The organism is Bacillus sp. RC251 (genome assembly GCF_044908765.1).
GTDB classification, from domain to species: domain Bacteria; phylum Bacillota; class Bacilli; order Bacillales; family Bacillaceae_G; genus Bacillus_A; species Bacillus_A wiedmannii.
In genome coordinates this window covers 283,509-309,644 of the sequence record NZ_JBIYDP010000002.1, presented here as the reverse complement: position 1 = coordinate 309,644, position 26,136 = coordinate 283,509, and the positions used below count along the sequence as shown (strand labels likewise).

The window sequence follows — 26,136 nt, the reverse complement described above, 5'->3', positions numbered from 1 at the left end:
GCTTTTCTCAGTTCTTCATTCAAATAGTCAAACTATATGTTTGTATGTATAAATTACTTTTCTAACCGCTCCATTGTACCAAACATTCGTTTTACGGGTCAATCCACCTATTTTCTAATTTTATTCAGAGAAAATATTATATTACAATTAAGAATTAACATTTTTAACCAATAAAAAAATCCTGTTCACTTTCCACTTTACAGAGGAAAGCAAACAAGATTTTTTTTTACAACATATTTAAGAAACGATCAGAGACAACACCTGTATCTTCAGGTGTACGGCAAATAATTAAGCAAGTATCATCACCACAGATGGTTCCGATGATCTCATCCCACTCTAAATGATCAATAAGTGCTCCAAGTGAATGAGCGTTACCAGGCAATGTTTTTAGCACAAGCATATGTCCTGCCGTGTCTAATTTTACAAATGAATCCACTAGATTGCGTTTTAATTTTTGTAACGGGTTAAATCGTTGATCTGCTGGCAAGCTATATTTATAGCGCCCATCATGTAATGGCACTTTCACTAAGTGCAGTTCTTTAATATCGCGCGATACTGTTGCTTGCGTTACATTAAATCCCTCATTACGTAAAATATCAACTAATTCATCTTGTGTTTCAATTTCTTTGTTCGCAATAATTTCCCTGATTTTAATATGGCGCTGACCTTTATTCATACATTTGCACCTCACACTATCTCTTACCATAGTTTAAACATTGGTATACTTCACTTATTTATGTTAACTTATAATTCGTTGCTTGTACACAATTGTTTTTACAATCATTATACAATTACAACAAAAAGAGGAACAACATATGTTATTCCCCTTTTCCTTTTTGTTTTAGGACATCATGCGCCTCTGTAACTACTTGCTCAACAGAAACTGGAGAATGATTTTCGCCATTCTCACGTTCACCATGCCATTTCAGATGAATTAAAAATTCAATATTACCATCCCCGCCCGTAATTGGTGAGAATGTTAAACCTTCTACGTCGTATCCTTCTTTTATAGCAAAGTCGACAATCATTTCTACGACAGCCTCATGTACTTTTCGATCACGAACGATACCTTTTTTCCCAACTTGCTCTCTTCCAGCTTCAAACTGTGGTTTAATTAACGCTGCTACATCCCCATTAGGCATAAGCATTGTTTTTAAAACCGGCAGTATAAGCTTTAATGATATAAATGAAACATCGATACTAGCAAATTGCGGTAAACCACGTTCTAAGTCTGCTGGTGTCACGTAACGGAAGTTTGTCCGTTCCATTACGACAACACGCTCATCTTGACGCAATTTCCACGCAAGTTGATTGTATCCCACATCTAATGCATAAGATAATTTCGCTCCGTTTTGAAGCGCACAATCTGTAAAGCCACCAGTTGATGAACCAATATCTATCATAACTTTATCTTGTAAATCCAGGTGAAATGTCTCCAATGCCTTTTCAAGTTTATAACCACCACGGCTTACATACGGCATAACTTGTCCCTTCACCGTAATCTCTGTATCTTGTGGGATCTTCTCTCCTGGCTTATCAAGTCTCATCTCATTCGCATATACAAGTCCGGCCATAACGGCGCGTTTTGCTTTCTCACGTGTTTCTATAAGTCCTCGCTCTACTAATAGTACATCTACTCTTTCTTTTTTTGCACTCATTTGTTACGCCCTTTTTTGTTTTGATGGAATCATTGTATGAATACGGTCTACAACAGCATCTGTCGTTAAACCAATTTCTTCTAATAATTTTGTTACACTACCGTGTTCTATGAAACGGTCTGGAATACCCATTCGTTCAATTAACGCACTATGGTACCCGTTCTCAGATGCAAATTCAACTACTCCCGTTCCAAAACCACCAATTAAGCAAGCTTCTTCAATCGTTAAAATCGGTATATTTTTCCCTAAGAGATCATGTAAATATGCTTCATCCATCGGTTTAATAAAGCGAGCGTTCACTACTTTCACTGAAACTCCAGCCTTTTCAAGACGCTCAGCTGCTTCCATTGCCATTGGTATTGTCGTACCAAATGTTAAAATAGCCGCTTGTGTACCTTCTTTTAACGTTTCCCAAGTACCGATTGGAATCGCCTTTAGTTCTTCATCCATATGAACACCAAGTCCATTACCGCGCGCATAACGTAATGCGATTGGTCCATCTTCATATTGCATCGCCGTATATACTAAATGTTGCCCTTCATTTTCATCTTTCGGCATCATAAGTACCATATTCGGCAAATGACGTAAGAATGAGATGTCAAATACCCCTTGATGCGTTTCACCATCTGCTCCTACTAAACCAGAGCGATCGATTCCGATGAAGACATTTAAATTTTGGCGGCATATATCATGAACAACTTGATCATATGCTCTTTGTAAAAATGTTGAATAAATCGCTAAGAATGGCTTCATTCCTTGCGTTGCCATACCCGCCGCCATTGTTGTAGCATGCTGTTCTGCAATACCTACATCAATCATACGATCCGGGAATTCTTTTTGGAATTTCTCAAGTTTCGATCCAACAGGCATTGCAGGTGTAATTGCAACGATACGCTCATCCGTTCTCGCTAGCTTAAGTACTGTATCACTAACAACAGCACTCCATGCCGGTGCAACTTCTTTCGGTTTAACGAAGTCACCTGATTCAATTTTATAAGGTCCTGTTCCATGCCAAGTTCCAATAACATCACTCTCAGCTGGTTTAAAACCTTTTCCTTTTTTCGTAATAACATGAACAAGCACTGGGCCTTTTGTTTTCTTTGCATATTGCAACGTTTCGAATAACTTTTCATAATCGTGCCCATCAACTGGACCTAAATATGTAAAGCCTAATTCTTCGAAAAAGACACCGGATACTAGTAAATATTTAAGACTATCTTTTATTTTCTCTGCTGTCGCAGCAACTTTCCCACCGACTGCTGGGATTTTCTTTAATATATACTCTAGTTCATCTTTTACCCAATGGTATTTCCCTGCGGTACGTAGACGTCCCAGTACATTATGAAGCGCACCAACGTTTGGTGCAATTGACATTTCATTATCATTCAAAATAACAATCATGTCTGTTTTTTCATGTCCAATATGGTTCAATGCCTCTAAAGCCATTCCGCCGGTTAGAGCACCATCTCCAATGATTGGTATAACATATTCTTTCGTTTTCTTTAAATCACGTGCTAGAGCCATTCCCATTGCAGCAGATAATGATGTCGAACTATGGCCAGTTTCCCATACATCATGCTCACTCTCGCAACGTTTTGGGAAACCACATAGACCTTGATATTGCCTTAATGTACCAAATTCCTTTGCACGTCCTGTTAAAATTTTATGTACATAGGATTGATGTCCTACGTCCCATAAAAATTTATCTTTCGGACTATCAAATAATTTATGCAGAGCAATTGTGAGTTCTACTACACCTAAATTAGGTGCAATATGTCCACCTGTTTGAGAGAGCTCTTCAATTAAAAACTTACGAATATCCTCACTCAATCCCTCTAGTTCACCGATAGACATATCTTTCAAAAAACTAGGGTTTTGAATTTGCGTTAGATCCACATGGATCACTCACTTTCATTTCATAATCTGTCAACATGTCAAATATTATAAAAAACATTTACACAAAACAAGAAATTATCTTTTTTATTTTTCACCTTGTCCTGCAATTAACCAGTCTATTGCGCCCTAATCCTATTATAAACCATATTTCTTTAGGCGATGAAAAAAATAGCCGCTAACACGAAGTGATAACGGCAATGTAATCTACATATATTTTTGCCAATAACAAGAAAAGAAAAACCTTTTCCTACATTTATATCATAAAATGATGAATGACTCAACAAATGGAAACGCTGTTATATTAGTTATTACGTTTTGCAATCAAATCGCAAATAGATAGTAAATATTCATCTTGTAATTGCAAGGAACCAATAGCACCTTTTGCTTTTGCAATTGTTTCTTCTAAAATATCCTTTGCTCTATCTACAGTAAATAACGTCGTATATGTGCTCTTTTCGTTGGAAACATCACTACCAATCGGTTTTCCAATCTCTTCTTCGGTTCCTTCCACATCTAAAATATCATCTCGAATTTGGAAAGCTAGGCCGATATATTTTGCAAACGCAAGTAACTTTTCTTCTTGTTCTTCTGTGGCATCAGAAAGTATCGATCCTGCAAGTACAGCGAATTCAAGTAGTTTCCCAGTCTTATGCTTATGAATATACTCCAACTCATCAATCGTAAGCTGTTTCCCTTCAGCTTCCATATCTGCCACTTGTCCGCCAACCATTCCTTCTGGTCCTGCCGCTTTTGCAAGCTCAAGTACAAGTCTTACTTTTTTTTCAGCAGAGATTTCCTTTTGTTCATATGCCATAATAACTTGAAAAGCATAGGTCAACAAACCATCGCCTGCTAAAACTGCCATCGCTTCACCAAATACTTTATGATTTGTGGGCTTACCTCTTCTTAAATCATCATCATCCATACAAGGTAAATCATCATGAACTAACGAGTATGTATGTATCATTTCAAGAGCACAAGCTGCACCTATTCCAAGATTTCTTTCTTTACCAAACGCTTGTAATGTCGCAAATAAAAGTAACGGGCGGAGACGCTTTCCACCCGCTTCCAAAGAATATGCCATCGCTTCACGAAGTACATTTGGACATTGTAATTCATTTGCATAGCTTACAAGCTTCTCTTCTACGAAAGTTTTACTTTCTTTCAAAAAAGTATCAAAAGCAATAGTCACTATGCTTCATCTCCTAAAGCAGTAAACGGTTCAAGCTCTCCATCTTCCCCAAGAATAACTGCCATTTGTTCTTGTACGTTCTTCAACTTCTCATCACAAAGCTTAGATAATTCCATACCCTCTTTAAAATAAGAAATTGCTTCTTCTAAAGGTACGTCACCTTGCTCTAGCTTAGAAACGAGGTGCTCAAGTTGCGAAATTGCCTCTTCAAAGCTTAATTTATTTTCCATTATTCAATTCACGCTCCTCTATGCCTGATACGCTACAATCTAGTATTCCATCTTGTAATTGAACTGAAACAGCATCTCCAAGGCTAACATCTTTCACACTTTTTAACACTTGCTTCTCTTCATCATATACAAGCCCGTACCCTCTCATCATTACTTTAAGCGGACTTAACGCTTCAAGTTTTTGAGCAGCTCTGACAAAAGCAAATTCTTTCGTTTGAAGTAATGTTTGCATTTCACGTTGCAATTGCTTTTGCAATGTTTCAACCGCTACCTTCGTTTGCAGAATTTTTTGAGCTGGGTGGTGCTTCTCTAAATAAAATGAAAGCTGTTTTAACTGATTTACCTTTTTATCAATATAGCGCTCTTTCGCTAAAACAAGCTGTTCTAACGCTCTATCTAATTGCTCTTCTTTTTGCTCATATACTTGTCTTGGATAACGGAACGCATAAGATTTTTGCAATACTTGTAGTTTTTCTTCTTTTTTATGTACTAACTCTCTCATTGCTCTTTGCAATCTTAGAGTTCTTTGTAATACCTTTTCTTGTAACTCTATAATGTTAGGCGCTGCCAGCTCAGCTGCTGCAGTCGGTGTTGGCGCACGTAAATCGGCAACAAAATCCGCAATTGTAAAGTCCGTTTCATGGCCTACTGCTGAAATAATAGGGATCTCACTCTTAAAGATTGCCCTTGCTACCATTTCTTCATTGAAAGCCCATAACTCTTCAATAGAGCCTCCCCCTCGCCCAACGATTAGGACATCTATCTCTCCCATTTCATTCGCTGTACGAATCGCTTGTACAATTGAGGGAGCTGCTGACTCCCCCTGTACAAGTACCGGAAACACAATAACATTTCCAATTGGATAACGACGTTTAATCGTTGTTATAACATCACGAATCGCTGCCCCTGTTGGCGACGTAATCACACCTATTGTTTTAGCATAAGGAGGAATTGTTTTTTTATAAACTTGAGAAAACAAACCTTCTTCCTCTAAACGAACCTTTAATTGTTCGTAAGCTAAATGCAGGTTTCCGACTCCGTCAGGCTGCATGTCTTGAATATAAATTTGATAAGAACCACTCGCCTCGTAAACGGAAATTTTCCCTTTCACAAGTACCTTCATCCCATTTTCAGGTCTGAATTTAATATTACGATTATGACCCGCAAACATAACCGCTGCGATTCTTGCATTTTCATCTTTCAATGTAAAGTACATGTGGCCACGACTATGATTTTTAAAGTTGGAAATTTCACCTTTTAACCAAACAGACTGCAAATGCGGATCATATTCTATTTTTGTTTTTATATAGCGTGTTAACGCTGTAACGGTTAAATATTGTTTTTCCATTTCTCTCTCCTCATAGCCGACTCAAATTATTTACAAACGACACCTGCACGCTTAGCAGATTCAACAGTATTATGAAGAAGCATTGTGATCGTCATTGGACCAACACCCTTTGGCACAGGTGTAATGTAACCTGCAACATCTAACACGTTGTCAAAATCAACATCACCACAAAGTTTACCTGTTTCTAAACGGTTCACACCAACGTCGATTACAACCGCTCCTTCTTTAATATAATCAGCTGTTACCATTTTAGGTCGTCCAACAGCTACGATTAAAATATCAGCTAACTTCGTTAACTCTTTCATATTTTGCGTTTTAGAATGACAATATGTGACAGTTGCATTTTCATTTAAGAACAATTGCCCCACTGGCTTGCCGACAATATTACTTCTTCCAATTACTACAACATGTTTTCCTGAGATATCAAGATTTGTTTCTTTTACTAATTCTACGATACCGTGCGGTGTACATGGAAGGAATGTATCTTGTCCCGTCATCATACGTCCCACGCTGATTGGGTGAAATCCATCTACATCTTTTTCTGGTGAAATTCTTTCAATGATAGCTTTTTCTTCAATATGTTTTGGTAAAGGTAATTGCACTAAAATGCCATTAATACGGTCATCGCCATTTAAGCGATCGATTTCAGCAAGCAAACGCTCCTCAGTAATTGTTTCAGGAAGTTCAATTAGCTCTGAATAGATTCCTACTTGTTCACAGCCCTTTTCTTTTCCTTTTACATAAGAACGAGATGCTGGATCTTCTCCAACTAGAATAACTGCTAATCCTGGTACAATCCCTTGCTCTTTCAACTTCACAACTTCTTCTGTTAATTGTGCTCGTTTTTTCTCCGCAACTTCATTTCCTTTGATGATTACTGCTACCATTTTAAGATTCCCCCTTAAAGAAATTACAGTGTATCTTTTATATTAGATAAAACGCCGTTAATAAAACGACGAGATTCCTCATCCCCAAATGTTTTAGCAATTTCAATCGCTTCATTAATTGTTACGTTGTGTGGAATTTCTTCCATGTATTTCATTTCATACACAGCTACACGTAAAATACTGCGATCAACAATACTAATACGCTCCAGCTTCCATTTTTTTAAGTTTTGACGAATCGCTTCATCAATTACTTCTTTATTTTCTACAAAACCTACTACAAGTGATTCTAGAAACTCATTTGTTTCTTCACCTTCATCTAGCGTGTTTTCCACCGCTACTTTCGGTTCTAATTCACCTGTAATATCCATTTGGTATAATGCTTGCATAGCTCTTTCTCTAGCCGTCCTACGTTTCATTGTAACTCTCCTTTATGCTTCAAGTCTTTCCTTATGCTTTGTTATATTATTATAATTTATAAGCCGTCAATTCACTTACTCTTACAGTTTTCATTGATTTTCCAACCTTATAATACAATGATAATAACACAATTTATCGTTTCACACACGGGTTACAAGGCTGAAAAATAATAAAAAGATTAACTTCAAGTTCCATATCTTATCACAATGTACGTTTTTTGGAAAAACGAAATATCTTCTTTTTGATTTCTTATTTTTTGAAATAGTATAATAATTAGAGGGTTTTAATTTGTGAAGAAATGAAACGATAAAAAAGATGCCTATGTTACTAGGCACCTTTTTCATTCTTACACTGGTTCAATTTCTGTTTTCTGTGTTTCGAATGTTACGCCAACGATGTGAACATTCACTTCTTTTGGCTCAAGCCCTGTCATTGTAAAGAGTGCCTGGCGAATGTTGTCTTGAATCTTTTGTGCAACAACTGGAATTGCTACGCCAAAATACATTACAACATAAAGGTCAACGATAATATCTTCGTTTGCTAATTCAACCTTTACACCTTTACCATGATTTTTCTTACCTAACTTCTCAACAACATCTGTAGCAAAATTACCACGCATTGCCGCTACACCTTCTACTTCAGCAGCTGCAATACCTGCGATTACTTCAATTACTTCTGGTGCAATTTCTACTTTACCAAGAGTTGTATCTTGACCCATATCTAACATATGTTCAGCCATGAAAAAAAACCTCCTTTAATGTATCACTGCGTCACAAGTTCATGCTCTTCCAAAAACTTCGTATTAAACTCACCTTTTACAAAATCAGGATGATCTAGCAATTGCAAATGGAACGGGATTGTCGTATGTACGCCTTCAATGACAAACTCACTGAGTGCACGCTTCATTTTTGCAATTGCCTCTTCACGTGTTTTTCCGTGAACAATTAATTTAGCAACCATCGAATCATAGAAAGGTGGGATTGAATATCCCGGATATACAGCTGAATCGACGCGAATACCAAATCCGCCTGGTGGCAAGTACATTTCTACTTTACCTGGGGATGGCATAAATTTTTTGGCAGGGTTTTCCGCATTAATTCGGCATTCAATTGCCCAACCATTAAATTGTACTTCTTCTTGCTGTAACGATAACTTTTCTCCAGAAGCAACACGAATTTGTTCTTTAATTAAATCCATCCCTGTTACCATTTCAGTAACTGGATGCTCAACTTGAATTCTCGTATTCATCTCCATGAAATAAAAGCTTTTCGTTCTATATTCATAAATAAACTCAACCGTACCAGCACCTGTATAATCAACCGCTACCGCCGCTTTAACTGCCGCATCACCCATCTGCTTGCGAACATTTTCATCAAGTGCAGGTGATGGACTTTCTTCTAGTAGTTTTTGCAAGCGGCGCTGAATTGTACAATCACGCTCTCCTAAATGAATGGCATTTCCATGTGTATCTGCCATTATTTGAATCTCAACATGGCGGAAATCTTCAACGTACTTTTCTAAGTATACACCAGGGTTCCCAAAAGCGGTACTAGCTTCTTGTTGTGTAATTTGAATTCCTTTTACAAGCTCTTCTTCATGGCGTGCAACACGAATACCTTTTCCGCCGCCACCTGCAGTCGCTTTAATAATAACTGGATATCCAATTTGATTAGCAAGCTCGATCGCTTCTTCGGTATTTTTAATAATCCCTTGTGAACCTGGTACAATCGGAACCCCTGCTTCTTTCATTGTATCACGAGCAACGTCTTTTGTGCCCATCTTTGAAATAGCTTCTGGACTTGGACCGATAAAAATCAAGTTACATTCACGGCATAGCTCTGCAAAATCTGCATTCTCTGCTAAAAATCCGTATCCTGGATGAATAGCATCGCAGCCTGTTAACTTCGCAACACTAATAATGTTCGTCAAATTTAAATAGCTTTCTTTCGAAATCGTTGGTCCTACACAATACGCCTCATCAGCAATTTGTACGTGAAGTGACTCTTTATCTGCTTCTGAATAAATTGCGACTGTTTCAATATCCATTTCTTTACAAGCACGAATAATTCGTACAGCAATTTCCCCACGATTGGCTATTAATACTTTTTTTATCATCACAAAGACTCCCTTATTACGCTTTTACAAGAAATAGCGGTTGTCCATACTCAACAAGCTGTCCATTATTAACAAGAATCTCAACAATTTCACCATCTACATCTGCATCGATTTCGTTAAATAACTTCATAGCCTCAACAATGCATACGATAGAATCTTTTGATACTCTGTCTCCTACACTTACATATGCAGGTGTATCAGGCGAAGATGAAGAATAGAATGTACCTACCATCGGTGATGTAATTTTATGTAGGTTTTCATTTTGAACCACTTTTTGCTCTTCTTGTTTTGGTACTTCCACTTGTGCTGCCGCTACTGTTGTTTCAACTTCAACAGGTGCTACTGGTTGCACGACTTGTTTTGCTACAGGTGCTTGCACCGCAACAACTTCATTACCACGCTTTTTCATTTTGATTGTCGTACCATCTTTTTTGTATTCAAATTCATCAATATTAGAGCTATCAATTAATTTAATTAATTCACGAACTTCTTGAATTTTAAACATGTAAAATCCACTCCCATACTCTTGTTTGTCCCGTTTTTACAGATTATCGCCACTAAAACTAGATTGACTGTAAAAATACGATGTACTCTATTAGAAAATGCATTTCATTTACTAATAGAAATAATTGCTATTTCCATCTTACGATAAATTTTTTAAACATTCCAATTTATATTTCTTTATAATAAATCGAAACTCCTGTAAAAATATTATTCCAATAAAAATTTATTACCTAGTAATAATACCAAGTTTCACACAAAATTGGCAAGACCACTTCTAAAAAAACATTCCTTACTTTTTTCACAATGCTACACAATAAACAAATCATTACCGCTCCACTCTTCACCTCATCTATAGTCAACAACATATTTTTACCAAATATTATTTTTTTGTTTACACACCGTTCATCATTCCTTCATATAAGAATAGTATGTTCAAAGTGTAGAAAATATATCGTATCGAGGTGTGGACATATGATATGGCTCATTCTCTTCTTACCTGCCGTAATGGTCTGGGCATTCGTTCTCTTCATCCACGTCAAATCCGGAAAAAGTAATCATCATTACCATGAACCGCTAATCTTTTACTCACAACGTATTTCTCCGTTCCGAGTTGAACATAATAAAAACAACTACAAAGACGAAACAGAAAAAAGCTATCGAAAATGATAGCTTTTTTTCTATAACTATTTTCAAACAACCCGATTCGTAAAAACTAATAATCCGCGAGGGATTCCCCCGCGGATTATTAGTTTTTATTTTGTTGGTGGATCAAATTTCACACCTACATCTTTTGATCCGCCTTCACTTCTTACAAGCTGTATAATTTTATTCGCTTCTTTTTGTGAATGCTTTGCTGCTTTCACAGTTACTTTAATGTCAGTTCCATCAGCTCTTACAAGGGCATCTTTATATCCTCCTTGAGACTTAATCACTGTCTCAAGTAATTCTTGCTTCGTTTCCATTGTAGTAATTGCATCAAAATTATCTTTCGCTTTACTCTTTTCTGTTGCTGAAGATTTTGCTGAATTCATCACTTCTTGTAATCTTGATTTTTGTTCACTTAGCTGATCTTCCATTTGCATACGTAACGCTGTGAAATTTTCATCACTTGATTGAACTGTTACGTTAGCATCTTTTTTACTTGTTTCTTTTTGAGCACTCTCTTTTTTGTCTGTTTCTTTATTTGATGTTTCTTTGCTTGTAGTTTCTTTTTTTGGCGTTTCTTTCGGTGCTTCATTTGTTACCGCTTTATCAGTACCTTGTTTTTCTTGTCCAATCTTTTCACCTGTTGCCGGCGATGCAGTATTCATTTTGTCAGGAGTTGTTACGTAATAAACAGATAGTACAACAACTAAACTTAACATCGTTAATAGCCAAACCGTTTGTTTTTTTAACACTTGATTTCCTCCCTATCAATTTTTCGGCGAAACTGAAACACGATGAGCTGGTACATCTAGCAGCCGTATTACAGCTTCTTTTACCATCGCTTTAACTTGTATATTATCCACTCCCTTTGCTACGACAAGGACACCTCGCACTTTCGGTTTCTCTGTTCGCAAAACAACGGGAGTTTCTTTATCACCTTCACGTATAATAACTGTCTTTTCATCAAGGGACTCATCTTCTACTTCCCTCTTACCACCTGTCTTATCTGTTTCACCTGTTGTTTGTGAACGTTTCACTGTATTTTTTTCTAATATTTTTTCTTCTGATGAATCTAAATTCACTTTAATCGTTACATCTTTTACTCCCGCTATTTCTTCTAAGGCTGCTTTTAATTCTTGTTCATACGCTTTTTCATATTTTTCTACATTTGACATATTATCGTTATTTTTTTGTCCAAAAGTTGGTACGTCTTTTTCTTGGTTTTGCGTTTTTTGTTCTTTAAATACAGGTACTTCTTCTTTTTTTCCTGAAAAGAAATTACTAGAAAACATAAGCAAAATCCCAAGTATGAGTAGGACAAGTAAAAACTTAGGTGTTACCTTTTTTCCCTTCTCATTGCTTTCTTTTTCATCCCCATTCAATAAGTTTCGAAAAAATGAGAACTTCGAATTTTTATCTTTATTGTCCATTTACTCTACCTGTCCTCCCTTCCATTTGAACTTGGATTTGTTTATTCTCTAGTTGCCACCTGCTTGAAAAGAAGTCTTTCATTTCCACATTCGTTTCTTCTACTTTTTTCGGTGGTTCTTTCGTGTTAATTTCAACTGGTTTTACTGTTTCGATTGCATCATTTTTACTACGTTCTTTTTCTTTCAGCGTCACAACAACAGTTTGAATATCTTTCGCTGACTTTACTTCCGCTGTACTTTCCGCTGCGACTATTTGTATTTCAGAGACTGTCATACCATACTTTTTCTCGAATTCTTTTCCTACTTCTTTTTTCATTTTGGTAGCCATCTCTTCTAAACTATATGCACGTGTTAGAGCTTGTATTTCTTTTTTCTTCGAATCTATTGAATTTTTTACAGATCCTTCTGCTACATACTTCTCTTCATTAAAATTTGCGATTACTTCATTCACATCTGTTTGCAATAGTTTAAAAAGAGGCGTTAAGATTAAAACAACTAATAATAGACTTACAACGAATTTGACGTACTTTTGCAAATTAGAATTTGGAAGAATAAGATGCAGCATTGTCGCTAAGAGTAAAAAAACGATAATATTTCTAATCCACTCTGTAACAAATTGCATACCCTTCACCTCCTACCGCATCATAAGTGTAATGTTCCCCGCAGCAATAATAATTGTGATACTTAAAAAGAACATAAATGATACGATAGCTAAGCAAGCAAATACATAAATAATGCTTCGCCCGATAATATCTAAACATTGAATAATTGCTCCGCTGCCAACTGGCTGTAATACTGCTGCTGCAAATTTATAAATAAACGCGATACAAAAAATTTGAATCGCTGGAAAAGCAACAATTAAGCATAGAATGACGAGCCCAATAATTCCGACTGTGTTTTTTAATAATCCCGATGCACTAATAACGGTATCCGCCGCCTCTGTAAACATTCTTCCTACTACGGGAATAAAGTTCCCTGTTACAAATTTAGCAGTTTTCACAGCGATTCCATCAGCAACAGCTGTCGCTGTTCCTTGTACAGATAATACCCCTAAAAAAATCGTTAAAAAAATACCGATAATCCCAACGCTAACGTTTTGCAGAAGCTTGGACAATTTCGTAACTTTATATTGATCACTCATCGTACTTACAATACTTAATATCGTTGCAAGTAATAAAAGTGGTAGAACGATATAATTCATCAAAAGCCCGCTCGTGTTCATTAAGAAAATGATAATCGGATGAAAAAACGATACAGATACAACACCACCTCCAGTTGCTATGAGTGCAAGCAAGATTGGCAATAGCGCTAATATGAAATCTACCATTGTTTGTATCGTTTCTCTTGCATATGTCATGACGACATAAAAACTATTTAATGCGAAAATAATCAGTACCATATATACAACAGCATCGGCAATTTTACTTACACTACTCTTTGAAAATGCAGATTGCAGTGATTGCAACAATGCACTAAAAATTGTAAGCATAATGAGCGTTCCAAGCAGCTTCCCATTTGCAACAAGCTCATGAAATAAATACTTTAATAAACCTAGCATCCACTCTTTTACAGAAATTTCTTTTTCTCCCTTTACAAACTCCATAAAGCTACCTTTTTGACTCTCTGGTAAATAACCTCCATATTTTGTAACAAGCCCGTCCCAAAATTGCTTCACATCTTCAATTCCGAGCTTATCCAATTGTTGATCAACGACGTTTGTTTCTACAGGAGAAGCTTGTACAACAACCGGTAAAGAAAAGAAAAGGAAGCAAGCAAATAGCAGCTTAGCTCCAAACCCCCTCAACATTCACTCCCCCTTATCCCGTCGGTAAAAATCCGAGAATAGTTTCAATGACAACCGTCAAAATCGGAATCGCCATTACTAGAATTAGGATTTTTCCAGCTAATTCAATTTTCGAAGCGATTGCCCCCTGCCCTGCATCTTTTGTAATTTGCGCTCCAAACTCAGCAATATACGCAATCCCAATAATTTTTAGCAACGTTTCTACATATACGTTGCTAACTTTCGCTTCACTCGCTACCCTCTCAATCATTTGTAAAATAGAGTGAATTTGATCAATTAAAAGAAGAAACATCACGCTACCTACGAACACAATAAATAACGACGTAATGCTAGATTTATGCTGATTCAATACAGCTGCTAAAAACGTAGCAACGAGGCCTAATCCGACAATTTGTATAATTTCGATTCGAACCGCCTCCTTTACTGGAAGAGAAAGACACTCTTAATCTTGTCGAATAGCGTATTAATTAAAAATGCCACATGAAATAAAATAACGACAAAACCGACAAGGATAACCCAATTTGCAATATCCTCTCGCTTTAATTCTTTTAGTACGGTATGAATGAAAGCTAAAACAATGCCGATTCCGGCGATTTGAAATATTAATCCAACATCAATGGACATCGCCTTTCTCCCTCCTATAGCAGTAAAATTACGATAAGTAGCCCCGCTAGTACCCCTAAGCTCTTAATCATTTTTTCATATTGCAGTTGTAACGCTTTCGCTTCTTCTTCTTCTCTCTCTAAATGTGTAATGCATAAGCGTATATGTTTTTGTTGTGATTCACGATCATGCTGTCCGAGCGTTTCGCCAAATTGCTGCAAAATTTCGTACTCAGTTTGTTGAAATGCTGTTAGCTTCCAATTTTCTTTCAAACTATCTATCCAAGCTTCTCTTACTGTTTGTTCTCCGCCTTCTAGCCTTCTAGCAAAACTTTGAAATATCCAATTTAACGGCTTAGGCATTTGTTTCACTAATCGCTCGGCAGCTTCAGACAAAGGTGTGTGCCCATACATAATTTCTGCCTCTAATGATTGAAGTGCCGCTTTTAATAATCTAAGTTGCCTTGGTCTCTCACTGTATCTTTTAGCGTATGAAAATCCGAAAAAGGTGCTGACCGCAACGATTAACACTGCACCAAATATTTTTACCATACGCCCTCAGCCTTTCTATGAGGTAATACCGATTTTCCATATTTATCTTTTACTTGCATAACTGTTCCTGGCCCTCTTGCTTTTGATAGCTCCACAAACCTATCAAATATACCGAGCTCCAGCACCGCTTTTAGTGATGGACGTTTCACAACATCATCATAAGAAAATCCATGTGCGCTTATAAAAAGCTGAACCCCAGCATGCACCGCCTCCATAATTGCTTCACTATCTTCTTTACGTCCAATTTCATCTACAATCAAAACATCTGGACTCATAGAACGAATCATCATCATCATTCCTTCAGCTTTTGGACATGCGTCTAACACATCTACTCGCGCTCCAAAGTCATATTGCGGAATACCTTTCACGCAGCCTGCAATTTCTGACCGCTCATCAACAATCCCCACTTTACAAGAAGGAATTTTCGACGCACTTACACCTTGACTCATGCAACGTGCTACATCTCTTAAAAGTGTTGTTTTCCCCGTTTGGGGTGGGCCAATTACCATCGTGTTTAACCATCGTGATTCATACAAATACGGCAAAAGTGGTTCAGCAATTCCTATTTTTTGACGAGCGATACGAATATTAAAGGAAGAGACATCTCGAATCATTTTCACTGCGCTTTTTTCTGTAATGACTTTTCCAGCTAAGCCGATTCTATGTCCTCCTCGAAGTGTCACATACCCACGTTTTAATTCCTCTTCCATCGTATAAATTGAGAATTGACTTAACTTATTCAATAAGTAAATGGCATCCTCTGCTGTAACGGTATAGTCATAAAAAAACACTTCGCCATGAGCAATACACTCTAGCGGTCTTCCAATTCGAACACGAATTTCCTCTAGAGCATCGCACCACTTACAACTTTCCACTAGCTGCTTCATCGTTTTCGGTAAAACTTCTAATACTTCTTTCATCAGCTTCTCCCCACTATACTCGACTTACTATTTCAACAACGCGATAAAAATGCAGCCAATTCCAAGCGCTAGAAAAAAGAGTTTCAAGAAAGAAATCTCACTTGCCACACTCGCTATGCCTATTGTCATTGTTAAAATTAATACGGTCGGTCCAACAAACGCCAACATACCATTTATAAACAATGCTTTCTTCGCATCATTCACATAAAGCATAAGCAAAGCGGCGAATATTTCCGCGCTACCTGAAAACAACCGAAGTAACCCCATTACAAGCACGGATGTTTCCATTGCCGCTAGCCACTGTTTCATTCTCCCACCTTCTCCCATAACGGTTACTAGTGCGTATGCTAAAAAAGAATATATTTGTACAACCATATGCAGAGGTTGTCTATTTCAGAATTAAAAACATAACTTTTCTCTAACACTTTTATTAAATCTGAATATTCCTATTATTTTATGGTATATTTAATTTAAAAGGGGTATAGACGATGCAACACGTTACTTTAGTACCACTCGATTTACGCTATGCAAATGTGATTTTCAAGCTATCAAGTGATCCACACGTAAAAAATGCATTAGGAATAAAAGTAGAAAAGATCGAAGACACGAAAGCATTTCTTCTTTTCGTAATAGAAGAAGAGCGCCAAAAGAGGTCTTTATCGAGAATGATTGTAAATGAAGAAAACGAAATAATTGGTCTCACCACACTTAAACATATTAATTATGAGAAGAAACAATCTCACATTGGTAGTTGGCTCGGCTATCCATACTGGGGAAAAGGATATAATGAGGCTGCTAAAAAAGAAATCTTTAAAATTGCTTTTTTAGACTTACAACTTTCCTACGTATTTGCTGGAGCTAAAACGAATAATGTCCGTTCGTTAAAAGCACAAGAAAAACTGCCTTATATTTCATTGCATGTGGAAGATAGATTCCCTGGTGAACATTCTGCCTTAGAGAATGAAGTAAAATCTTCTTGTGTACTACATGTCGTGTCACGTGAAAAATTTCTAAATTGGCTAGACCTACAAAAGGAGAAGGAAAAATATGAAGGTAGTAAAAATTAGTTTAACTGTCGTAGTAGAATTAGCTCTTATTTATCTTTTTTCATTATTGGTCGGTTGGTCATTTATAGAGGCCTTTTTCCTTGGTAGTTTAGCAATATTTGCAATTACGTGGCTAATTATTATGAGTAATCATAGAAACAACATTACAGATCATGCCATCAGTAAAATACTGACTGGCGTTGAGACTGGCGAGATAAAACCATTTCAAATTGTTTTGACCCCTTACATTATGGGTACCCTTTCACTTGTCTTAGTCAGCTTTGTTATAACCACGATTTATTATTTACCCTATTTCCTATAAAAAAAGCACTCGTGATGATCACGAGTGCTTTTCTACTATGCACGAGAAACGTATTTACCTTCACCAGTGTTGATGATAAGCATTTCGCCTTCGTTAATGAAGATTGGTACTTGTACAACAAGACCAGTTTCTAATGTAGCTGGTTTTGTTACGTTAGAAGCTGTATCGCCTTTAATACCAGGCTCTGTTTCTGACACTTTTAATTCAACTGTGTTCGGAAGTTCAACACCAAGTACTTCATCTTGATATGTCATAATAGATACTTCCATGTTTTCTTTTAGGAATTTAAGTTCGCGCTCGATTTGGTTTTCACCAAGTTCGATTTGTTCGTAAGTTCCGTTATCCATAAATACGTGAGACTCACCGCTCGCGTATAAGTATTGCATACGACGGTTTTCGATGTGTGCTTTTTCTACTTTTTCACCTGCACGGAATGTTTTCTCTTGAACAGATCCTGTGCGAAGGTTACGTAGTTTAGAGCGAACGAATGCAGCACCTTTACCTGGCTTTACGTGTTGGAAATCCATTACTTGCCAAAGGGCATTGTCCACTGAAATTGTTAAACCTGTACGAAAATCGTTTACTGAAATCATGTAAAAAAATCCTCCTGTATATTACAAAATAATAAGTTCTTTTGGTGATTTCGTAATTACTTCATTACCTTCACTTGTTACAATGATATCATCTTCAATACGTACGCCGCCAATACCTGGAATATAAATACCTGGTTCTACTGTTACAGCCATACCTGGTTCAAGAACTGTATCAGAACGGAACGCTAAACCTGGTGCTTCATGGATTTCAAGACCGATTCCATGACCAGTAGAGTGTCCGAAGTATTCACCGTATCCTTTTTCCGTTATGTAATCGCGCGTTAACGCATCCGCTTCACGGCCTGTTAAACCAGCTTTAATACCGTTCACACCACGTAATTGTGCTTCTAAAACGATATTATAAATTTCTTTCAATTTATCAGATGGTTCACCAACTGCGATCGTACGAGTAATATCAGAGCAATACCCTTTGTAATAAGCGCCGAAGTCTAATGTAACGAAATCTCCTGTTTCTATCACTTTTTCAGATGCCACGCCGTGCGGTAATGCCGAACGAAGACCTGAAGCAACGATAATATCAAACGAAGAAGATGTTGCTCCTTGTTTTCTCATGAAAAATTCAAGTTCATTTGACACTTCAATTTCAGATACTCCCGGGCGAATGAATGATAGAATATGTTCAAAGGCAGCATCTGCAATCTGTGCAGCTTCCTTTAATATCTTAATCTCTGAATCAGTCTTTATCAAGCGTAACTTTTCTACAAGCCCAGAAGTTGGGATAAATTCAGCATCGATTACTTCTTTATGCGCTGAATAAGAACTATATGTAAGAGTATCTTGCTCAAAGCCAAGCTTTTGAATTCCCAGTTCCTTCACTTGCTTTGCAACTTCATCAATGATTAATCCTGCATGCTGTACAATCTCGTATCCAACCGCTTGTTTACTAGCCTGCTCTACATAACGGAAATCTGTAATAAATTGAGCATGATTTTTCGAAATCAGTACAACACCAGCTGTTCCTGTGAAGTTAGCCATATATCTACGACTATGTTCATTTGTTAACAAAATACCGTCAATACCAGCCTCATCAAATGCACTTCTTACTCTTTCGATTTTCTCCATTACTTTATGCCTCCCTCAATTTCTCCATTAATGCAAATAACGCTAACTTATAGCCATAAAAACCAAATCCAACAATTTGTCCCGCACAAACAGCTGCCGTCACAGATTCGTGACGGAACGACTCACGCTGGTGAATGTTAGAAATATGTACTTCAATAACAGGAATCGAAATGCTCGCAATTGCATCTCGAATCGCATAGCTATAATGCGTAAATGCTCCAGGATTTAAAATGATCCCTTCATATATATCTTCCGCCTCATGAATACGATCGATAATCGCACCTTCATGATTCGATTGGAAACATTCTAACTCCACTCCCATTGTTTCTGCTTCTTGCTTCATATCTGCTTCAAGTGTCGCTAGCGTGCCCTTTCCATATACATTTACCTCCCTGACACCGAGGCGATTTAGGTTAGGACCGTTTACGAGGAGTACCTTTTTCATATGTTTAAAACTCCTTAATATTAAATATCTATACAACATTTTAACATAGGAGTCACTTATTTGAATAGTTTGTCTTCTCTTCCCCTTCTCGCTCAGCTTTATTGGTATTTACTGCGTAGGAAACAGAGTATGCTATAAACACACCATACAATATAAAAATACATATCGTCGTCACAATTGTTTCTTTCGGTAAATGGAGTGCACTTTTAATGGCAGGCGCTATTAATCCCATTCCGAAAAATAGTAACGCCCACCAAAATAGCCCATAAATCATCCCTGGAATAATTCCTTCAAACTTTGCCAAAAAAGCTTTATACAAAAAGGCAATTAAAATCGAAAGTAGTCCCATACAAACAATTCCTGACACATTGCCCCATACCCCTTCTTTCCAGCTTCCAAAGGCAAATGGTAAAAGTAAATAGTTCGGTCCTGCTTCCGTAAATGAAAATATATGAAGGAAATACCATATCCCCCCCCAAAAGATTCCACCAAATAAACCAATTTGTACAAAATTCCTTGTTCCTAATTGTTCTTGACTCACATCGACACCTCCGCTCAATAGTATGCCCGAAACTATTTTGAACCATGTTTAAATACTGCGAAATTTGTCTATAAAAAGAATAAGAAATGTCCGACTCTCTTAACATTTTTCCTTGTCATATACTTGTATTTGTCGATAAAATAAAGGAAACTCGGTGATTGTCTTATTTCAAAATGACAGAACCCAGTATGACAATTGCCTCTTTTTCTACATAAGAGAGAAACAAATACAGGTTGGTGTTAACATGGCAGAAGAGTCAAAACAAATATATGGCGGGCAAGCAGTCATAGAAGGAGTTATGTTTGGCGGTAGAGAATATACTGTTACAGCGGTTCGTCGTAAAGACAAATCGATTGAATTTTATCGATTACCACGCGTTCGTAATAAAGCATTATCTATCCTGAAAAAAATTCCATTTTTACGAGGGATTGCCGCTATTGTGGATGCAAGTGCGAATGGAGCAAAACATTTAAACTTTGCTTCAGAACGATTTGATGTCCACCCAGAAGAAGACGAACAAATTGCAAATAACAAAGAAGAACAATCGAAATTAACGATGGTATTAGGAGTTGCAGCAGTTGGCGTTTTATCTTTCATATTCGGTAAAGTCATTTTCACAGCAGTTCCTGCACTACTAGCTGAATTAACGAGACCGATTTTCCCTTCTCATACAGGGCAAATCATTGTCGAAAGTGTCATTAAGCTCATGCTATTATTGAGCTATATATACTTTATTTCTTTAACCCCACTTATTAAGCGGGTATTTCAGTACCATGGTGCGGAGCATAAAGTAATTAATGCCTATGAGAATAATCTTCCAATGACTGTAGAAAATGTTCAAAAACAAACTCGCCTTCATTATCGCTGTGGCAGTAGCTTTATTATATTTACAGTCATTATTGGAATGTTTGTTTATTTCCTTGTCCCTACAGATCCACTTTGGGCCAGAGTCGTAAACCGAATTTTATTAATTCCAGTCGTACTCGGCATTTCTTTTGAAGTGTTACAATTTACAAATCGATTACGCGATATTCCAGTATTACGCATACTTGGATATCCCGGACTATGGCTGCAACTATTAACAACGAAAGAACCAACAGATGATCAAGTGGAAGTAGCCATTGCATCGTTTGAAGAATTATTACGTTTAGAAAACAAACAATAATTATTTAAAATTGGTGTTCAACTCCTTTCCTCATCGTTAATATACTAATTTTAATATATGTTTTTAGGAGGTGTCCCTTATGAACGGTCGTTCGTTTACATTCGCTATAGTTATGCTTATTATCGGATTAGCAATATTCGGCCTTGTCTCATCTGTCATTACAAATCCAATGGGTGTATTAAGAAATATCGGGTACATGTTACTTGTTGTCGGTATCTTTTATTTGCTATACAAGATGTTTACAAATTCTAGTGGTTCTGCAAATTCGCAAAGCTCTTATAAGCGTGCAGCGAAACAATCGAACCGCAAACATGGGAAACAAAATGTAGCACCCCTAAGCAATTCTTTATTTAAATCAAACGCTTCTAATGACAAAGGGAAAAAAGGCGCTCCTTCCACTTTGAAGCGAAAAAGAAAACAATCTCATTTAACTGTTATTGAAGGTAAAAAAAACAAAAAGAAAGACCGTGCTTCCTTTTAGGAAATACGGTCTTTTTTTATATTTTGCAGTACTTCTTTCAAACTTTTATCTTTCATACTTTCAATTCGAAGGTGATGATTTTCAAATGGTAAATTCCGTGTCACATCATTAGGTACAACAACGCACTTTAATCCTGCTGCAATCGCTGCTTTTAATCCGTTTAACGAGTCTTCAAATACAACAGCTTCAGACGGATCAATCCCTAAATCTTCTATTGCAATTCGATAAAGTGCTGGATCCGGTTTTACCTTCTCAACATCTTCCCTTGTTTTAATGACTTCAAAATAATCTCGAATTTGTAGCTCTTCCAAAAAAGAAGTAACCCATTCTCTAGATGAACTGGAAGCTAATGCGATTTTCAATCCCATTTCTTTCGCTTCCTCTAAATATTCTTTTACCCCGTCACGAGCTTCTGGTATTTTCATTTTCTCTTTATGTAAAGTTTTCACTTTTTCTTTTAATGCATCCTTGTTAAACTTCTCTTTTAATTGCTCATTTAAATATGCATATAGTACATCATCTGTCGTTCCAATACATTTTGCAAATTCCTCTAAAGGTAACTCCCCACCGTACTCACGAACGGCGTCTCTGAAAGAGTGAAACCATATTGTTTCTGTGTCCACAATTAATCCATCAAAATCAAAAATAATTGCTTTCATAATTTCCCCATCCTTTTCGGTTGAAATAAAAAAGGAAACGACATACGTTCCCCCTTAATTACTTTTCTCTTCATTTGCTTTTTGAACGCCACGAAGTGTTTCCACTCGAATCTCATCTTGTTCAAAATATTGCACTAGATCACCAATACGGTCAATTGCTTCCCAACTTAAATGATGTTCAATTCCTTCTACATCATTGTAAATTTTACTTTCATCCAAACCGATAATACGCATAAATTGCTCTAGCAAGTCATGACGGTATACGAGACGCTCTCCGATTTTTTTACCTTTTGATGTTAATACAAGCCCTCTATATTTTTCATAAATTAGATATTCATCTTTGTCTAATTTTTGCACCATTTTTGTTACAGAGGATGGATGTACACTCAGCGCTTCAGCAATATCAGATACGCGGGCATAACCCTTTTCATCAATCAACAAATAAATTTGTTCAATATAATCTTCCATACTAGGGGTAGGCATCGGTTTCCTCCATCCAATTTCATTTTGCTCATTCCGTACGAAGCAATCAATAAAATGATACACCAGAAAGAATAACGTGACAAGTTGAAAACAAGCCTAAATATATAAAAGAAAAAAGAACTTGCATTCCAATACAAGTTCTTTTCATGTAAAATATTGAATTTCTGCGTTAGGAAAAAAGTGATGAATATATCCTCTAATCGTTTCTTCCAATACTTCCGCATCATCTTTTTTATATACGTATTTCCCGATGCCGTATCGTCCCCATTTATATTTACGCTTTTCTTCATCCATTTCCAGTTTCGTATTCGGATAACGCTCTTGAATGACCTTTTTTGCTGGTTTTGTAAAGCGATGTTGAATTAATTCAAATGTTAAATTCGGTATCGACAAATCTTTTAGCGCATTGTACAGTCGCTCAAATAGTTCACGGTATCCTTCTTCCCATCCTTCATGCATATAAAGTGGCGCAACTATAAACCCAAGTGGATAACCCGCACCTGCTACTTTACGAGCTGCTTCAATTCGTTCTTCAAAAGGTGATGTCCCCGGCTCAAATTTTTTGATTACATACCGTGAATTAATACTAAATCGAAAACGAGTTTTCCCATTATGTTTTGCATCTAATAAATGATCAACGTGCGAATATTTCGTAACGAAACGTAAACGCCCATGCTCACTTTCTCCAATGAATTCAATCGCCCGCTTTAATGCATGTGTTAAATGATCAATTCCAACAATATCTGATGTACAAGCCGCTTCAAATCGTGTTATTTCAGGTGCTCTTTCATCCATATACTGCTTTGCCTTCTCAAATATTTCATCAAGATTGACATACACGCGAACGTAAGGCTTACTCCCAAGTGTCGTTTGCAAATAGCAATAATGACAATGTCCCATACACCCCGTTGCGAGCGGGATTGCATATTCAGCTGACGGTTTTGACGTATCAAACTTTAATGTTTTCCTCACCCCAACGACAAGTGTTGCCTTTGCATTACGATACTTTTGCAAGTCATTTTCACCTGGCAAATTTCTAATTTGATTATGGGATGTCGTTTCACGAATTTCTAATCCCATCTTCGTAAACTTCTCATACAGCTCTTTTCCAAGCGGATATTCGAGTGCCTTCGGTTCAAAGTAAACGAGTTTTGGCATAAATGGTTTCATATACTTCCCTCCTCTCGTTAGTATGGGAAACACTGAAAATTTAACACGCATTAAAGTTTTCCACTTCAGTAACTTGCGTTGCAAGTTACTGAATGTTATAATTTGGATATCAGCTACCTTGCAACGCAAGTTACCTGAGTAAAAGGTGGTGAAATCATGCACAGCCAAATGTTAAAAGGTGTGCTCGAAGGTTGCATCCTATACATCATTTCACAAGAAGAAGTGTACGGATATGAACTGAGTACAAAATTAAATAAACAAGGATTTACATTCGTAAGCGAAGGAAGCATATATCCGTTATTGTTACGTATGCAAAAAGAAAAATTGATTGAAGGAACATTAAAAGCCTCCTCACTTGGTCCAAAACGTAAATATTATCACGTAACCGAGAAAGGATTAGAACAGCTTGAAGAATTTAAACAAAGCTGGGGAATGGTTTCAACTACAGTGAACAATTTATTACAAGGGGAGTGATAGGGATGAAGGCGAAAGATTTAATCGAACTAAATAACGAAAAGCGTAAATTATTAACTACAGAAAATGAAACCGCCTATAGTGACATGTTAATATACATTCGCTTAGCTAAAGTACCAGAATACCATGCGGAAGAATTGCTAATTGAAATTCTAGATCACCTTATTGAAGGGCAGCAAGAAGAAAAAACTGCTTATGATATTTTCGGCGACGACTTACAGGCATACTGTGACGAACTCATTGCTGCCCTACCGAAGCCAAGTTTATGGGAACAATTATCGATTCCTTTATTTATAACTAGTTATTTGTTAGCAATATACTTTGCAATTTCTTCCGTGATTGCATTGGTATTCCCCTTATTTTCAAATGAAACGCGTTTTAAATTTGTACACATTGATTTCATTTATCTGTTTGCATTTATACTGTCCATACATCTCATCATACGTTTCGTCTTTGACTTTATTAACACTGACTTATTTAAAAATAAAACAACTATTTGGAAACACGTAGGAAGTTTTTTAATACGCCATAGTCTATGGGTACTATTAATCGGTATTTCCTTTTTATTTATGAAACAGCCCTATACTACATTACAAATCTCACCTTGGATCGGCACTTTACTGGCTATCTCTTGCTATGCACTATACAAAATCTTCTTCAAAAAAGAATATTTAGACTTTAAAAAGGAGTAACGATACGATGACCGAAAAAGAAATGGTTAAGTTAAACAATGAAAAAAGAAAGTTATTAACATCTGAAAACGAAGCTGCTTATGGTGATATGTTATTATATCTTCGAATATCAAACGTACCCGAGCAACAAATGGAGGAACTGTTACTAGAAATATTAGATCATCTCATCGAAGCACAAGCCGAAAATAAAAATGCTTATGACATCTTTGGAGATGATTTACAATCTTATTGCGATGAACTTATATCAGCTTTACCAACCCAAACAAAGTTAGAAAAAACTTCTCTAATCGGTTTTGCTATTAGTTTACTTCTTGCTATACAGTTTGGAATCGATGCAATTGTTTCATTTTTCATTTTAACTTTTGGAAAGAATACGGAACACTTCACTCCAGCTTTTAGTGTCCCTGGAACTATTTTGTCTGTTTCACTCATTATTCTAGGAATACTGCTTATTTTGTATTTTTTAAAGCGTTACTCTTTTGATCAAAAAACGACTTGGAAAAGAAGAATTCTATTTGGATTTACGTTCGCTACTCCATTTTGCGCATCTGTATTTTTACATGTTTATTTTAAAAAACAACCTTATCTCATTTATCATCTAACCTTTTGGCAAAACGCCTTAATCGCTATCTCATTTTTTGTTTTATATAAATTACTATATAAAAAATCAAATTTTTAACAGCCTTTCAAAAGGCTGTTTTTCTTCTGTCTAATTTTACAAATTGAAAAATTTCATAAAGAAAATAAGAAAAATGCAAAATAATTAAAGTTAATTGTTGACG

The 26,136-nt window shown here is 36.6% G+C and carries 35 protein-coding genes; 8 read left to right on the top strand and 27 right to left on the bottom strand.

The window, feature by feature from the left end; all coding sequences use genetic code 11:
• Positions 1-226 precede the first annotated feature (226 nt).
• The 11 genes from argR to accB form a co-directional block, all read right to left on the bottom strand.
• Entirely contained in the window at positions 227-676 is a 450-nt protein-coding gene (gene argR / locus ABH961_RS11550; protein WP_001032581.1) for an arginine repressor ArgR, read from the bottom strand.
• A 142-nt stretch (positions 677-818) separates the two neighbouring features.
• Positions 819-1,658 (bottom strand): TlyA family RNA methyltransferase, encoded by an 840-nt coding sequence (locus ABH961_RS11545; RefSeq protein WP_001274751.1) that lies wholly within the window; start codon positions 1,656-1,658, stop codon positions 819-821.
• Positions 1,659-1,661: 3 nt separating this feature from the next.
• Positions 1,662-3,554, bottom strand: coding sequence for a 1-deoxy-D-xylulose-5-phosphate synthase (dxs, locus tag ABH961_RS11540; protein ID WP_000366437.1), 1,893 nt, complete (start codon positions 3,552-3,554; stop codon positions 1,662-1,664).
• A gap of 301 nt (positions 3,555-3,855) precedes the next feature.
• The gene (gene ispA, locus ABH961_RS11535) at positions 3,856-4,746 is read right to left on the bottom strand and encodes a (2E,6E)-farnesyl diphosphate synthase (protein WP_000150365.1); all 891 of its coding nucleotides are present in this window, start codon (positions 4,744-4,746) and stop codon (positions 3,856-3,858) included.
• A complete protein-coding gene (gene xseB / locus ABH961_RS11530) occupies positions 4,746-4,976 on the bottom strand; it encodes an exodeoxyribonuclease VII small subunit (protein ID WP_000428423.1) in 231 nt (76 codons plus the stop codon). The genes ispA and xseB overlap by 1 nt, the downstream gene beginning before the upstream one ends.
• Positions 4,966-6,324, bottom strand: coding sequence for an exodeoxyribonuclease VII large subunit (gene xseA, locus ABH961_RS11525; protein ID WP_404519417.1), 1,359 nt, complete (start codon positions 6,322-6,324; stop codon positions 4,966-4,968). The genes xseB and xseA overlap by 11 nt, the downstream gene beginning before the upstream one ends.
• Before the next feature lie 26 nt (positions 6,325-6,350).
• Positions 6,351-7,211, bottom strand: a complete 861-nt coding sequence (gene folD, locus ABH961_RS11520) for a bifunctional methylenetetrahydrofolate dehydrogenase/methenyltetrahydrofolate cyclohydrolase FolD (RefSeq protein WP_000226735.1) — start codon at positions 7,209-7,211, stop codon at positions 6,351-6,353.
• A 23-nt stretch (positions 7,212-7,234) separates the two neighbouring features.
• On the bottom strand, positions 7,235-7,627 hold the full coding sequence (gene nusB, locus ABH961_RS11515) for a N utilization substance protein NusB (protein ID WP_000830249.1): 393 nt from the start codon (positions 7,625-7,627) through the stop codon (positions 7,235-7,237).
• A 347-nt stretch (positions 7,628-7,974) separates the two neighbouring features.
• The gene (locus ABH961_RS11510) at positions 7,975-8,367 is read right to left on the bottom strand and encodes an Asp23/Gls24 family envelope stress response protein (RefSeq protein WP_000807630.1); all 393 of its coding nucleotides are present in this window, start codon (positions 8,365-8,367) and stop codon (positions 7,975-7,977) included.
• A gap of 23 nt (positions 8,368-8,390) precedes the next feature.
• A complete protein-coding gene (gene accC / locus ABH961_RS11505; RefSeq protein ID WP_000592872.1) occupies positions 8,391-9,743 on the bottom strand; it encodes an acetyl-CoA carboxylase biotin carboxylase subunit in 1,353 nt (450 codons plus the stop codon).
• Positions 9,744-9,759: 16 nt separating this feature from the next.
• Positions 9,760-10,248, bottom strand: coding sequence for an acetyl-CoA carboxylase biotin carboxyl carrier protein (accB, locus tag ABH961_RS11500; protein ID WP_000472875.1), 489 nt, complete (start codon positions 10,246-10,248; stop codon positions 9,760-9,762).
• A 470-nt stretch (positions 10,249-10,718) separates the two neighbouring features.
• Between accB and ABH961_RS11495 the strand changes: the two genes are divergently transcribed.
• Positions 10,719-10,913, top strand: a complete 195-nt coding sequence (locus tag ABH961_RS11495; protein WP_002107729.1) for a hypothetical protein — start codon at positions 10,719-10,721, stop codon at positions 10,911-10,913.
• An 86-nt stretch (positions 10,914-10,999) separates the two neighbouring features.
• Here the strand turns inward: ABH961_RS11495 and ABH961_RS11490 are convergent, their stop codons facing one another.
• Genes ABH961_RS11490 through ABH961_RS11450 form a run of 9 tightly spaced genes read right to left on the bottom strand, consistent with a single transcriptional unit; the run spans position 11,000 to position 16,509 of the window.
• Positions 11,000-11,644 (bottom strand): SpoIIIAH-like family protein, encoded by a 645-nt coding sequence (locus ABH961_RS11490; RefSeq protein ID WP_048546387.1) that lies wholly within the window; start codon positions 11,642-11,644, stop codon positions 11,000-11,002.
• A 15-nt stretch (positions 11,645-11,659) separates the two neighbouring features.
• A complete protein-coding gene (gene spoIIIAG, locus ABH961_RS11485; RefSeq protein ID WP_048546389.1) occupies positions 11,660-12,322 on the bottom strand; it encodes a stage III sporulation protein AG in 663 nt (220 codons plus the stop codon).
• On the bottom strand, positions 12,312-12,944 hold the full coding sequence (gene spoIIIAF, locus ABH961_RS11480; protein ID WP_001161039.1) for a stage III sporulation protein AF: 633 nt from the start codon (positions 12,942-12,944) through the stop codon (positions 12,312-12,314). The genes spoIIIAG and spoIIIAF overlap by 11 nt, the downstream gene beginning before the upstream one ends.
• A 12-nt stretch (positions 12,945-12,956) precedes the next feature.
• Positions 12,957-14,129, bottom strand: a complete 1,173-nt coding sequence (gene spoIIIAE / locus ABH961_RS11475) for a stage III sporulation protein AE (RefSeq protein WP_048546392.1) — start codon at positions 14,127-14,129, stop codon at positions 12,957-12,959.
• A gap of 10 nt (positions 14,130-14,139) precedes the next feature.
• Positions 14,140-14,523, bottom strand: coding sequence for a stage III sporulation protein AD (gene spoIIIAD, locus ABH961_RS11470; protein WP_079998460.1), 384 nt, complete (start codon positions 14,521-14,523; stop codon positions 14,140-14,142).
• Between the two features lie 23 nt (positions 14,524-14,546).
• Positions 14,547-14,750: a stage III sporulation protein AC gene (spoIIIAC, locus tag ABH961_RS11465; protein WP_000020914.1), complete on the bottom strand. Its 204-nt coding sequence runs from the start codon at positions 14,748-14,750 to the stop codon at positions 14,547-14,549.
• 14 nt (positions 14,751-14,764) lie between these two features.
• A complete protein-coding gene (spoIIIAB, locus tag ABH961_RS11460) occupies positions 14,765-15,280 on the bottom strand; it encodes a stage III sporulation protein SpoIIIAB (protein WP_000238693.1) in 516 nt (171 codons plus the stop codon).
• Positions 15,274-16,200 carry a stage III sporulation protein AA gene (gene spoIIIAA / locus ABH961_RS11455; protein ID WP_098076657.1) on the bottom strand — a complete coding sequence of 309 codons (927 nt, stop codon included), beginning with the start codon at positions 16,198-16,200 and terminating at the stop codon, positions 15,274-15,276. Before spoIIIAA ends, spoIIIAB begins: the two co-directional genes overlap by 7 nt.
• 27 nt (positions 16,201-16,227) lie before the next feature.
• Complete coding sequence (locus tag ABH961_RS11450) at positions 16,228-16,509, bottom strand: YqhV family protein (RefSeq protein ID WP_000816054.1); 282 nt, start codon at positions 16,507-16,509, stop codon at positions 16,228-16,230.
• Between the two features lie 179 nt (positions 16,510-16,688).
• Here ABH961_RS11450 and ABH961_RS11445 point away from each other — a divergent pair, with 179 nt between their 5' ends.
• Both ABH961_RS11445 and ABH961_RS11440 read left to right on the top strand, forming a co-directional pair.
• Positions 16,689-17,267, top strand: a complete 579-nt coding sequence (locus tag ABH961_RS11445; RefSeq protein WP_098076660.1) for a GNAT family N-acetyltransferase — start codon at positions 16,689-16,691, stop codon at positions 17,265-17,267.
• Positions 17,248-17,568: a hypothetical protein gene (locus tag ABH961_RS11440; RefSeq protein WP_098076663.1), complete on the top strand. Its 321-nt coding sequence runs from the start codon at positions 17,248-17,250 to the stop codon at positions 17,566-17,568. Before ABH961_RS11445 ends, ABH961_RS11440 begins: the two co-directional genes overlap by 20 nt.
• 35 nt (positions 17,569-17,603) lie before the next feature.
• Here ABH961_RS11440 and efp read toward each other — a convergent pair whose 3' ends face one another.
• From efp to ABH961_RS11420, 4 genes are read right to left on the bottom strand one after another with little or no spacing between them, the layout of a single operon-like run.
• Complete coding sequence (gene efp / locus ABH961_RS11435) at positions 17,604-18,161, bottom strand: elongation factor P (protein ID WP_000626521.1); 558 nt, start codon at positions 18,159-18,161, stop codon at positions 17,604-17,606.
• Between the two features lie 21 nt (positions 18,162-18,182).
• A complete protein-coding gene (pepQ, locus tag ABH961_RS11430; protein WP_098076666.1) occupies positions 18,183-19,244 on the bottom strand; it encodes a Xaa-Pro dipeptidase in 1,062 nt (353 codons plus the stop codon).
• A gap of 4 nt (positions 19,245-19,248) precedes the next feature.
• Positions 19,249-19,689 carry a type II 3-dehydroquinate dehydratase gene (aroQ, locus tag ABH961_RS11425; RefSeq protein ID WP_000757087.1) on the bottom strand — a complete coding sequence of 147 codons (441 nt, stop codon included), beginning with the start codon at positions 19,687-19,689 and terminating at the stop codon, positions 19,249-19,251.
• A 52-nt stretch (positions 19,690-19,741) separates the two neighbouring features.
• A complete protein-coding gene (locus ABH961_RS11420; RefSeq protein WP_000076890.1) occupies positions 19,742-20,230 on the bottom strand; it encodes a YqhR family membrane protein in 489 nt (162 codons plus the stop codon).
• 244 nt (positions 20,231-20,474) lie between these two features.
• Between ABH961_RS11420 and ABH961_RS11415 the strand changes: the two genes are divergently transcribed.
• On the top strand, positions 20,475-21,395 hold the full coding sequence (locus tag ABH961_RS11415) for a DUF1385 domain-containing protein (protein ID WP_000807116.1): 921 nt from the start codon (positions 20,475-20,477) through the stop codon (positions 21,393-21,395).
• 79 nt (positions 21,396-21,474) lie between these two features.
• The gene (locus tag ABH961_RS11410) at positions 21,475-21,876 is read left to right on the top strand and encodes an SA1362 family protein (RefSeq protein ID WP_048546401.1); all 402 of its coding nucleotides are present in this window, start codon (positions 21,475-21,477) and stop codon (positions 21,874-21,876) included.
• On the opposite strand, the gene ABH961_RS11405 is transcribed toward ABH961_RS11410, so the two are convergent.
• From ABH961_RS11405 to splB, 3 genes are all read right to left on the bottom strand, one after another.
• A complete protein-coding gene (locus ABH961_RS11405) occupies positions 21,873-22,535 on the bottom strand; it encodes an HAD family hydrolase (RefSeq protein ID WP_048546402.1) in 663 nt (220 codons plus the stop codon). The two genes, ABH961_RS11410 and ABH961_RS11405, sit on opposite strands and share 4 nt — an antisense overlap.
• Positions 22,536-22,589: 54 nt before the next feature.
• Entirely contained in the window at positions 22,590-23,018 is a 429-nt protein-coding gene (gene mntR, locus ABH961_RS11400; protein WP_001143070.1) for a transcriptional regulator MntR, read from the bottom strand.
• A 144-nt stretch (positions 23,019-23,162) separates the two neighbouring features.
• Positions 23,163-24,188 (bottom strand): spore photoproduct lyase, encoded by a 1,026-nt coding sequence (splB, locus tag ABH961_RS11395; protein WP_404519413.1) that lies wholly within the window; start codon positions 24,186-24,188, stop codon positions 23,163-23,165.
• A 156-nt stretch (positions 24,189-24,344) separates the two neighbouring features.
• Here splB and ABH961_RS11390 point away from each other — a divergent pair, with 156 nt between their 5' ends.
• From ABH961_RS11390 to ABH961_RS11380, 3 genes are read left to right on the top strand one after another with little or no spacing between them, the layout of a single operon-like run.
• A complete protein-coding gene (locus ABH961_RS11390) occupies positions 24,345-24,662 on the top strand; it encodes a PadR family transcriptional regulator (RefSeq protein WP_048546407.1) in 318 nt (105 codons plus the stop codon).
• 5 nt (positions 24,663-24,667) lie between these two features.
• The gene (locus ABH961_RS11385; protein ID WP_098047931.1) at positions 24,668-25,354 is read left to right on the top strand and encodes a DUF1129 family protein; all 687 of its coding nucleotides are present in this window, start codon (positions 24,668-24,670) and stop codon (positions 25,352-25,354) included.
• A 7-nt stretch (positions 25,355-25,361) separates the two neighbouring features.
• A complete protein-coding gene (locus tag ABH961_RS11380; RefSeq protein WP_098642278.1) occupies positions 25,362-26,033 on the top strand; it encodes a DUF1048 domain-containing protein in 672 nt (223 codons plus the stop codon).
• Positions 26,034-26,136: the final 103 nt, after the last annotated feature.

Excerpts from the sequence above, each read along its gene's own strand:
- splB (WP_404519413.1), bottom strand. The coding sequence starts at position 24,188 with ATGAAACCATTTATGCCAAAACTCGTTTACTTTGAACCGAAGGCACTC.
- accB (WP_000472875.1), bottom strand. The coding sequence starts at position 10,248 with ATGTTTAAAATTCAAGAAGTTCGTGAATTAATTAAATTAATTGATAGC.
- ABH961_RS11415 (WP_000807116.1), top strand. The coding sequence starts at position 20,475 with ATGGCAGAAGAGTCAAAACAAATATATGGCGGGCAAGCAGTCATAGAA.
- spoIIIAA (WP_098076657.1), bottom strand. The coding sequence starts at position 16,200 with ATGAAAGAAGTATTAGAAGTTTTACCGAAAACGATGAAGCAGCTAGTG.
- ABH961_RS11440 (WP_098076663.1), top strand. The coding sequence starts at position 17,248 with ATGAAGGTAGTAAAAATTAGTTTAACTGTCGTAGTAGAATTAGCTCTT.
- folD (WP_000226735.1), bottom strand. The coding sequence starts at position 7,211 with ATGGTAGCAGTAATCATCAAAGGAAATGAAGTTGCGGAGAAAAAACGA.
- ABH961_RS11450 (WP_000816054.1), bottom strand. The coding sequence starts at position 16,509 with ATGAAACAGTGGCTAGCGGCAATGGAAACATCCGTGCTTGTAATGGGG.
- ABH961_RS11405 (WP_048546402.1), bottom strand. The coding sequence starts at position 22,535 with ATGAAAGCAATTATTTTTGATTTTGATGGATTAATTGTGGACACAGAA.
- spoIIIAC (WP_000020914.1), bottom strand. The coding sequence starts at position 14,750 with ATGTCCATTGATGTTGGATTAATATTTCAAATCGCCGGAATCGGCATT.
- spoIIIAB (WP_000238693.1), bottom strand. The coding sequence starts at position 15,280 with ATGGTAAAAATATTTGGTGCAGTGTTAATCGTTGCGGTCAGCACCTTT.
- spoIIIAE (WP_048546392.1), bottom strand. The coding sequence starts at position 14,129 with ATGTTGAGGGGGTTTGGAGCTAAGCTGCTATTTGCTTGCTTCCTTTTC.
- spoIIIAF (WP_001161039.1), bottom strand. The coding sequence starts at position 12,944 with ATGCAATTTGTTACAGAGTGGATTAGAAATATTATCGTTTTTTTACTC.
- ABH961_RS11410 (WP_048546401.1), top strand. The coding sequence starts at position 21,475 with ATGAACGGTCGTTCGTTTACATTCGCTATAGTTATGCTTATTATCGGA.
- ABH961_RS11380 (WP_098642278.1), top strand. The coding sequence starts at position 25,362 with ATGACCGAAAAAGAAATGGTTAAGTTAAACAATGAAAAAAGAAAGTTA.
- ABH961_RS11390 (WP_048546407.1), top strand. The coding sequence starts at position 24,345 with ATGCACAGCCAAATGTTAAAAGGTGTGCTCGAAGGTTGCATCCTATAC.
- pepQ (WP_098076666.1), bottom strand. The coding sequence starts at position 19,244 with ATGGAGAAAATCGAAAGAGTAAGAAGTGCATTTGATGAGGCTGGTATT.
- ABH961_RS11445 (WP_098076660.1), top strand. The coding sequence starts at position 16,689 with ATGCAACACGTTACTTTAGTACCACTCGATTTACGCTATGCAAATGTG.
- xseB (WP_000428423.1), bottom strand. The coding sequence starts at position 4,976 with ATGGAAAATAAATTAAGCTTTGAAGAGGCAATTTCGCAACTTGAGCAC.
- efp (WP_000626521.1), bottom strand. The coding sequence starts at position 18,161 with ATGATTTCAGTAAACGATTTTCGTACAGGTTTAACAATTTCAGTGGAC.
- ABH961_RS11510 (WP_000807630.1), bottom strand. The coding sequence starts at position 8,367 with ATGGCTGAACATATGTTAGATATGGGTCAAGATACAACTCTTGGTAAA.
- ABH961_RS11495 (WP_002107729.1), top strand. The coding sequence starts at position 10,719 with ATGATATGGCTCATTCTCTTCTTACCTGCCGTAATGGTCTGGGCATTC.
- ABH961_RS11545 (WP_001274751.1), bottom strand. The coding sequence starts at position 1,658 with ATGAGTGCAAAAAAAGAAAGAGTAGATGTACTATTAGTAGAGCGAGGA.
- aroQ (WP_000757087.1), bottom strand. The coding sequence starts at position 19,689 with ATGAAAAAGGTACTCCTCGTAAACGGTCCTAACCTAAATCGCCTCGGT.
- ABH961_RS11385 (WP_098047931.1), top strand. The coding sequence starts at position 24,668 with ATGAAGGCGAAAGATTTAATCGAACTAAATAACGAAAAGCGTAAATTA.
- nusB (WP_000830249.1), bottom strand. The coding sequence starts at position 7,627 with ATGAAACGTAGGACGGCTAGAGAAAGAGCTATGCAAGCATTATACCAA.
- accC (WP_000592872.1), bottom strand. The coding sequence starts at position 9,743 with ATGATAAAAAAAGTATTAATAGCCAATCGTGGGGAAATTGCTGTACGA.
- xseA (WP_404519417.1), bottom strand. The coding sequence starts at position 6,324 with ATGGAAAAACAATATTTAACCGTTACAGCGTTAACACGCTATATAAAA.
- argR (WP_001032581.1), bottom strand. The coding sequence starts at position 676 with ATGAATAAAGGTCAGCGCCATATTAAAATCAGGGAAATTATTGCGAAC.
- mntR (WP_001143070.1), bottom strand. The coding sequence starts at position 23,018 with ATGCCTACCCCTAGTATGGAAGATTATATTGAACAAATTTATTTGTTG.
- spoIIIAG (WP_048546389.1), bottom strand. The coding sequence starts at position 12,322 with ATGGACAATAAAGATAAAAATTCGAAGTTCTCATTTTTTCGAAACTTA.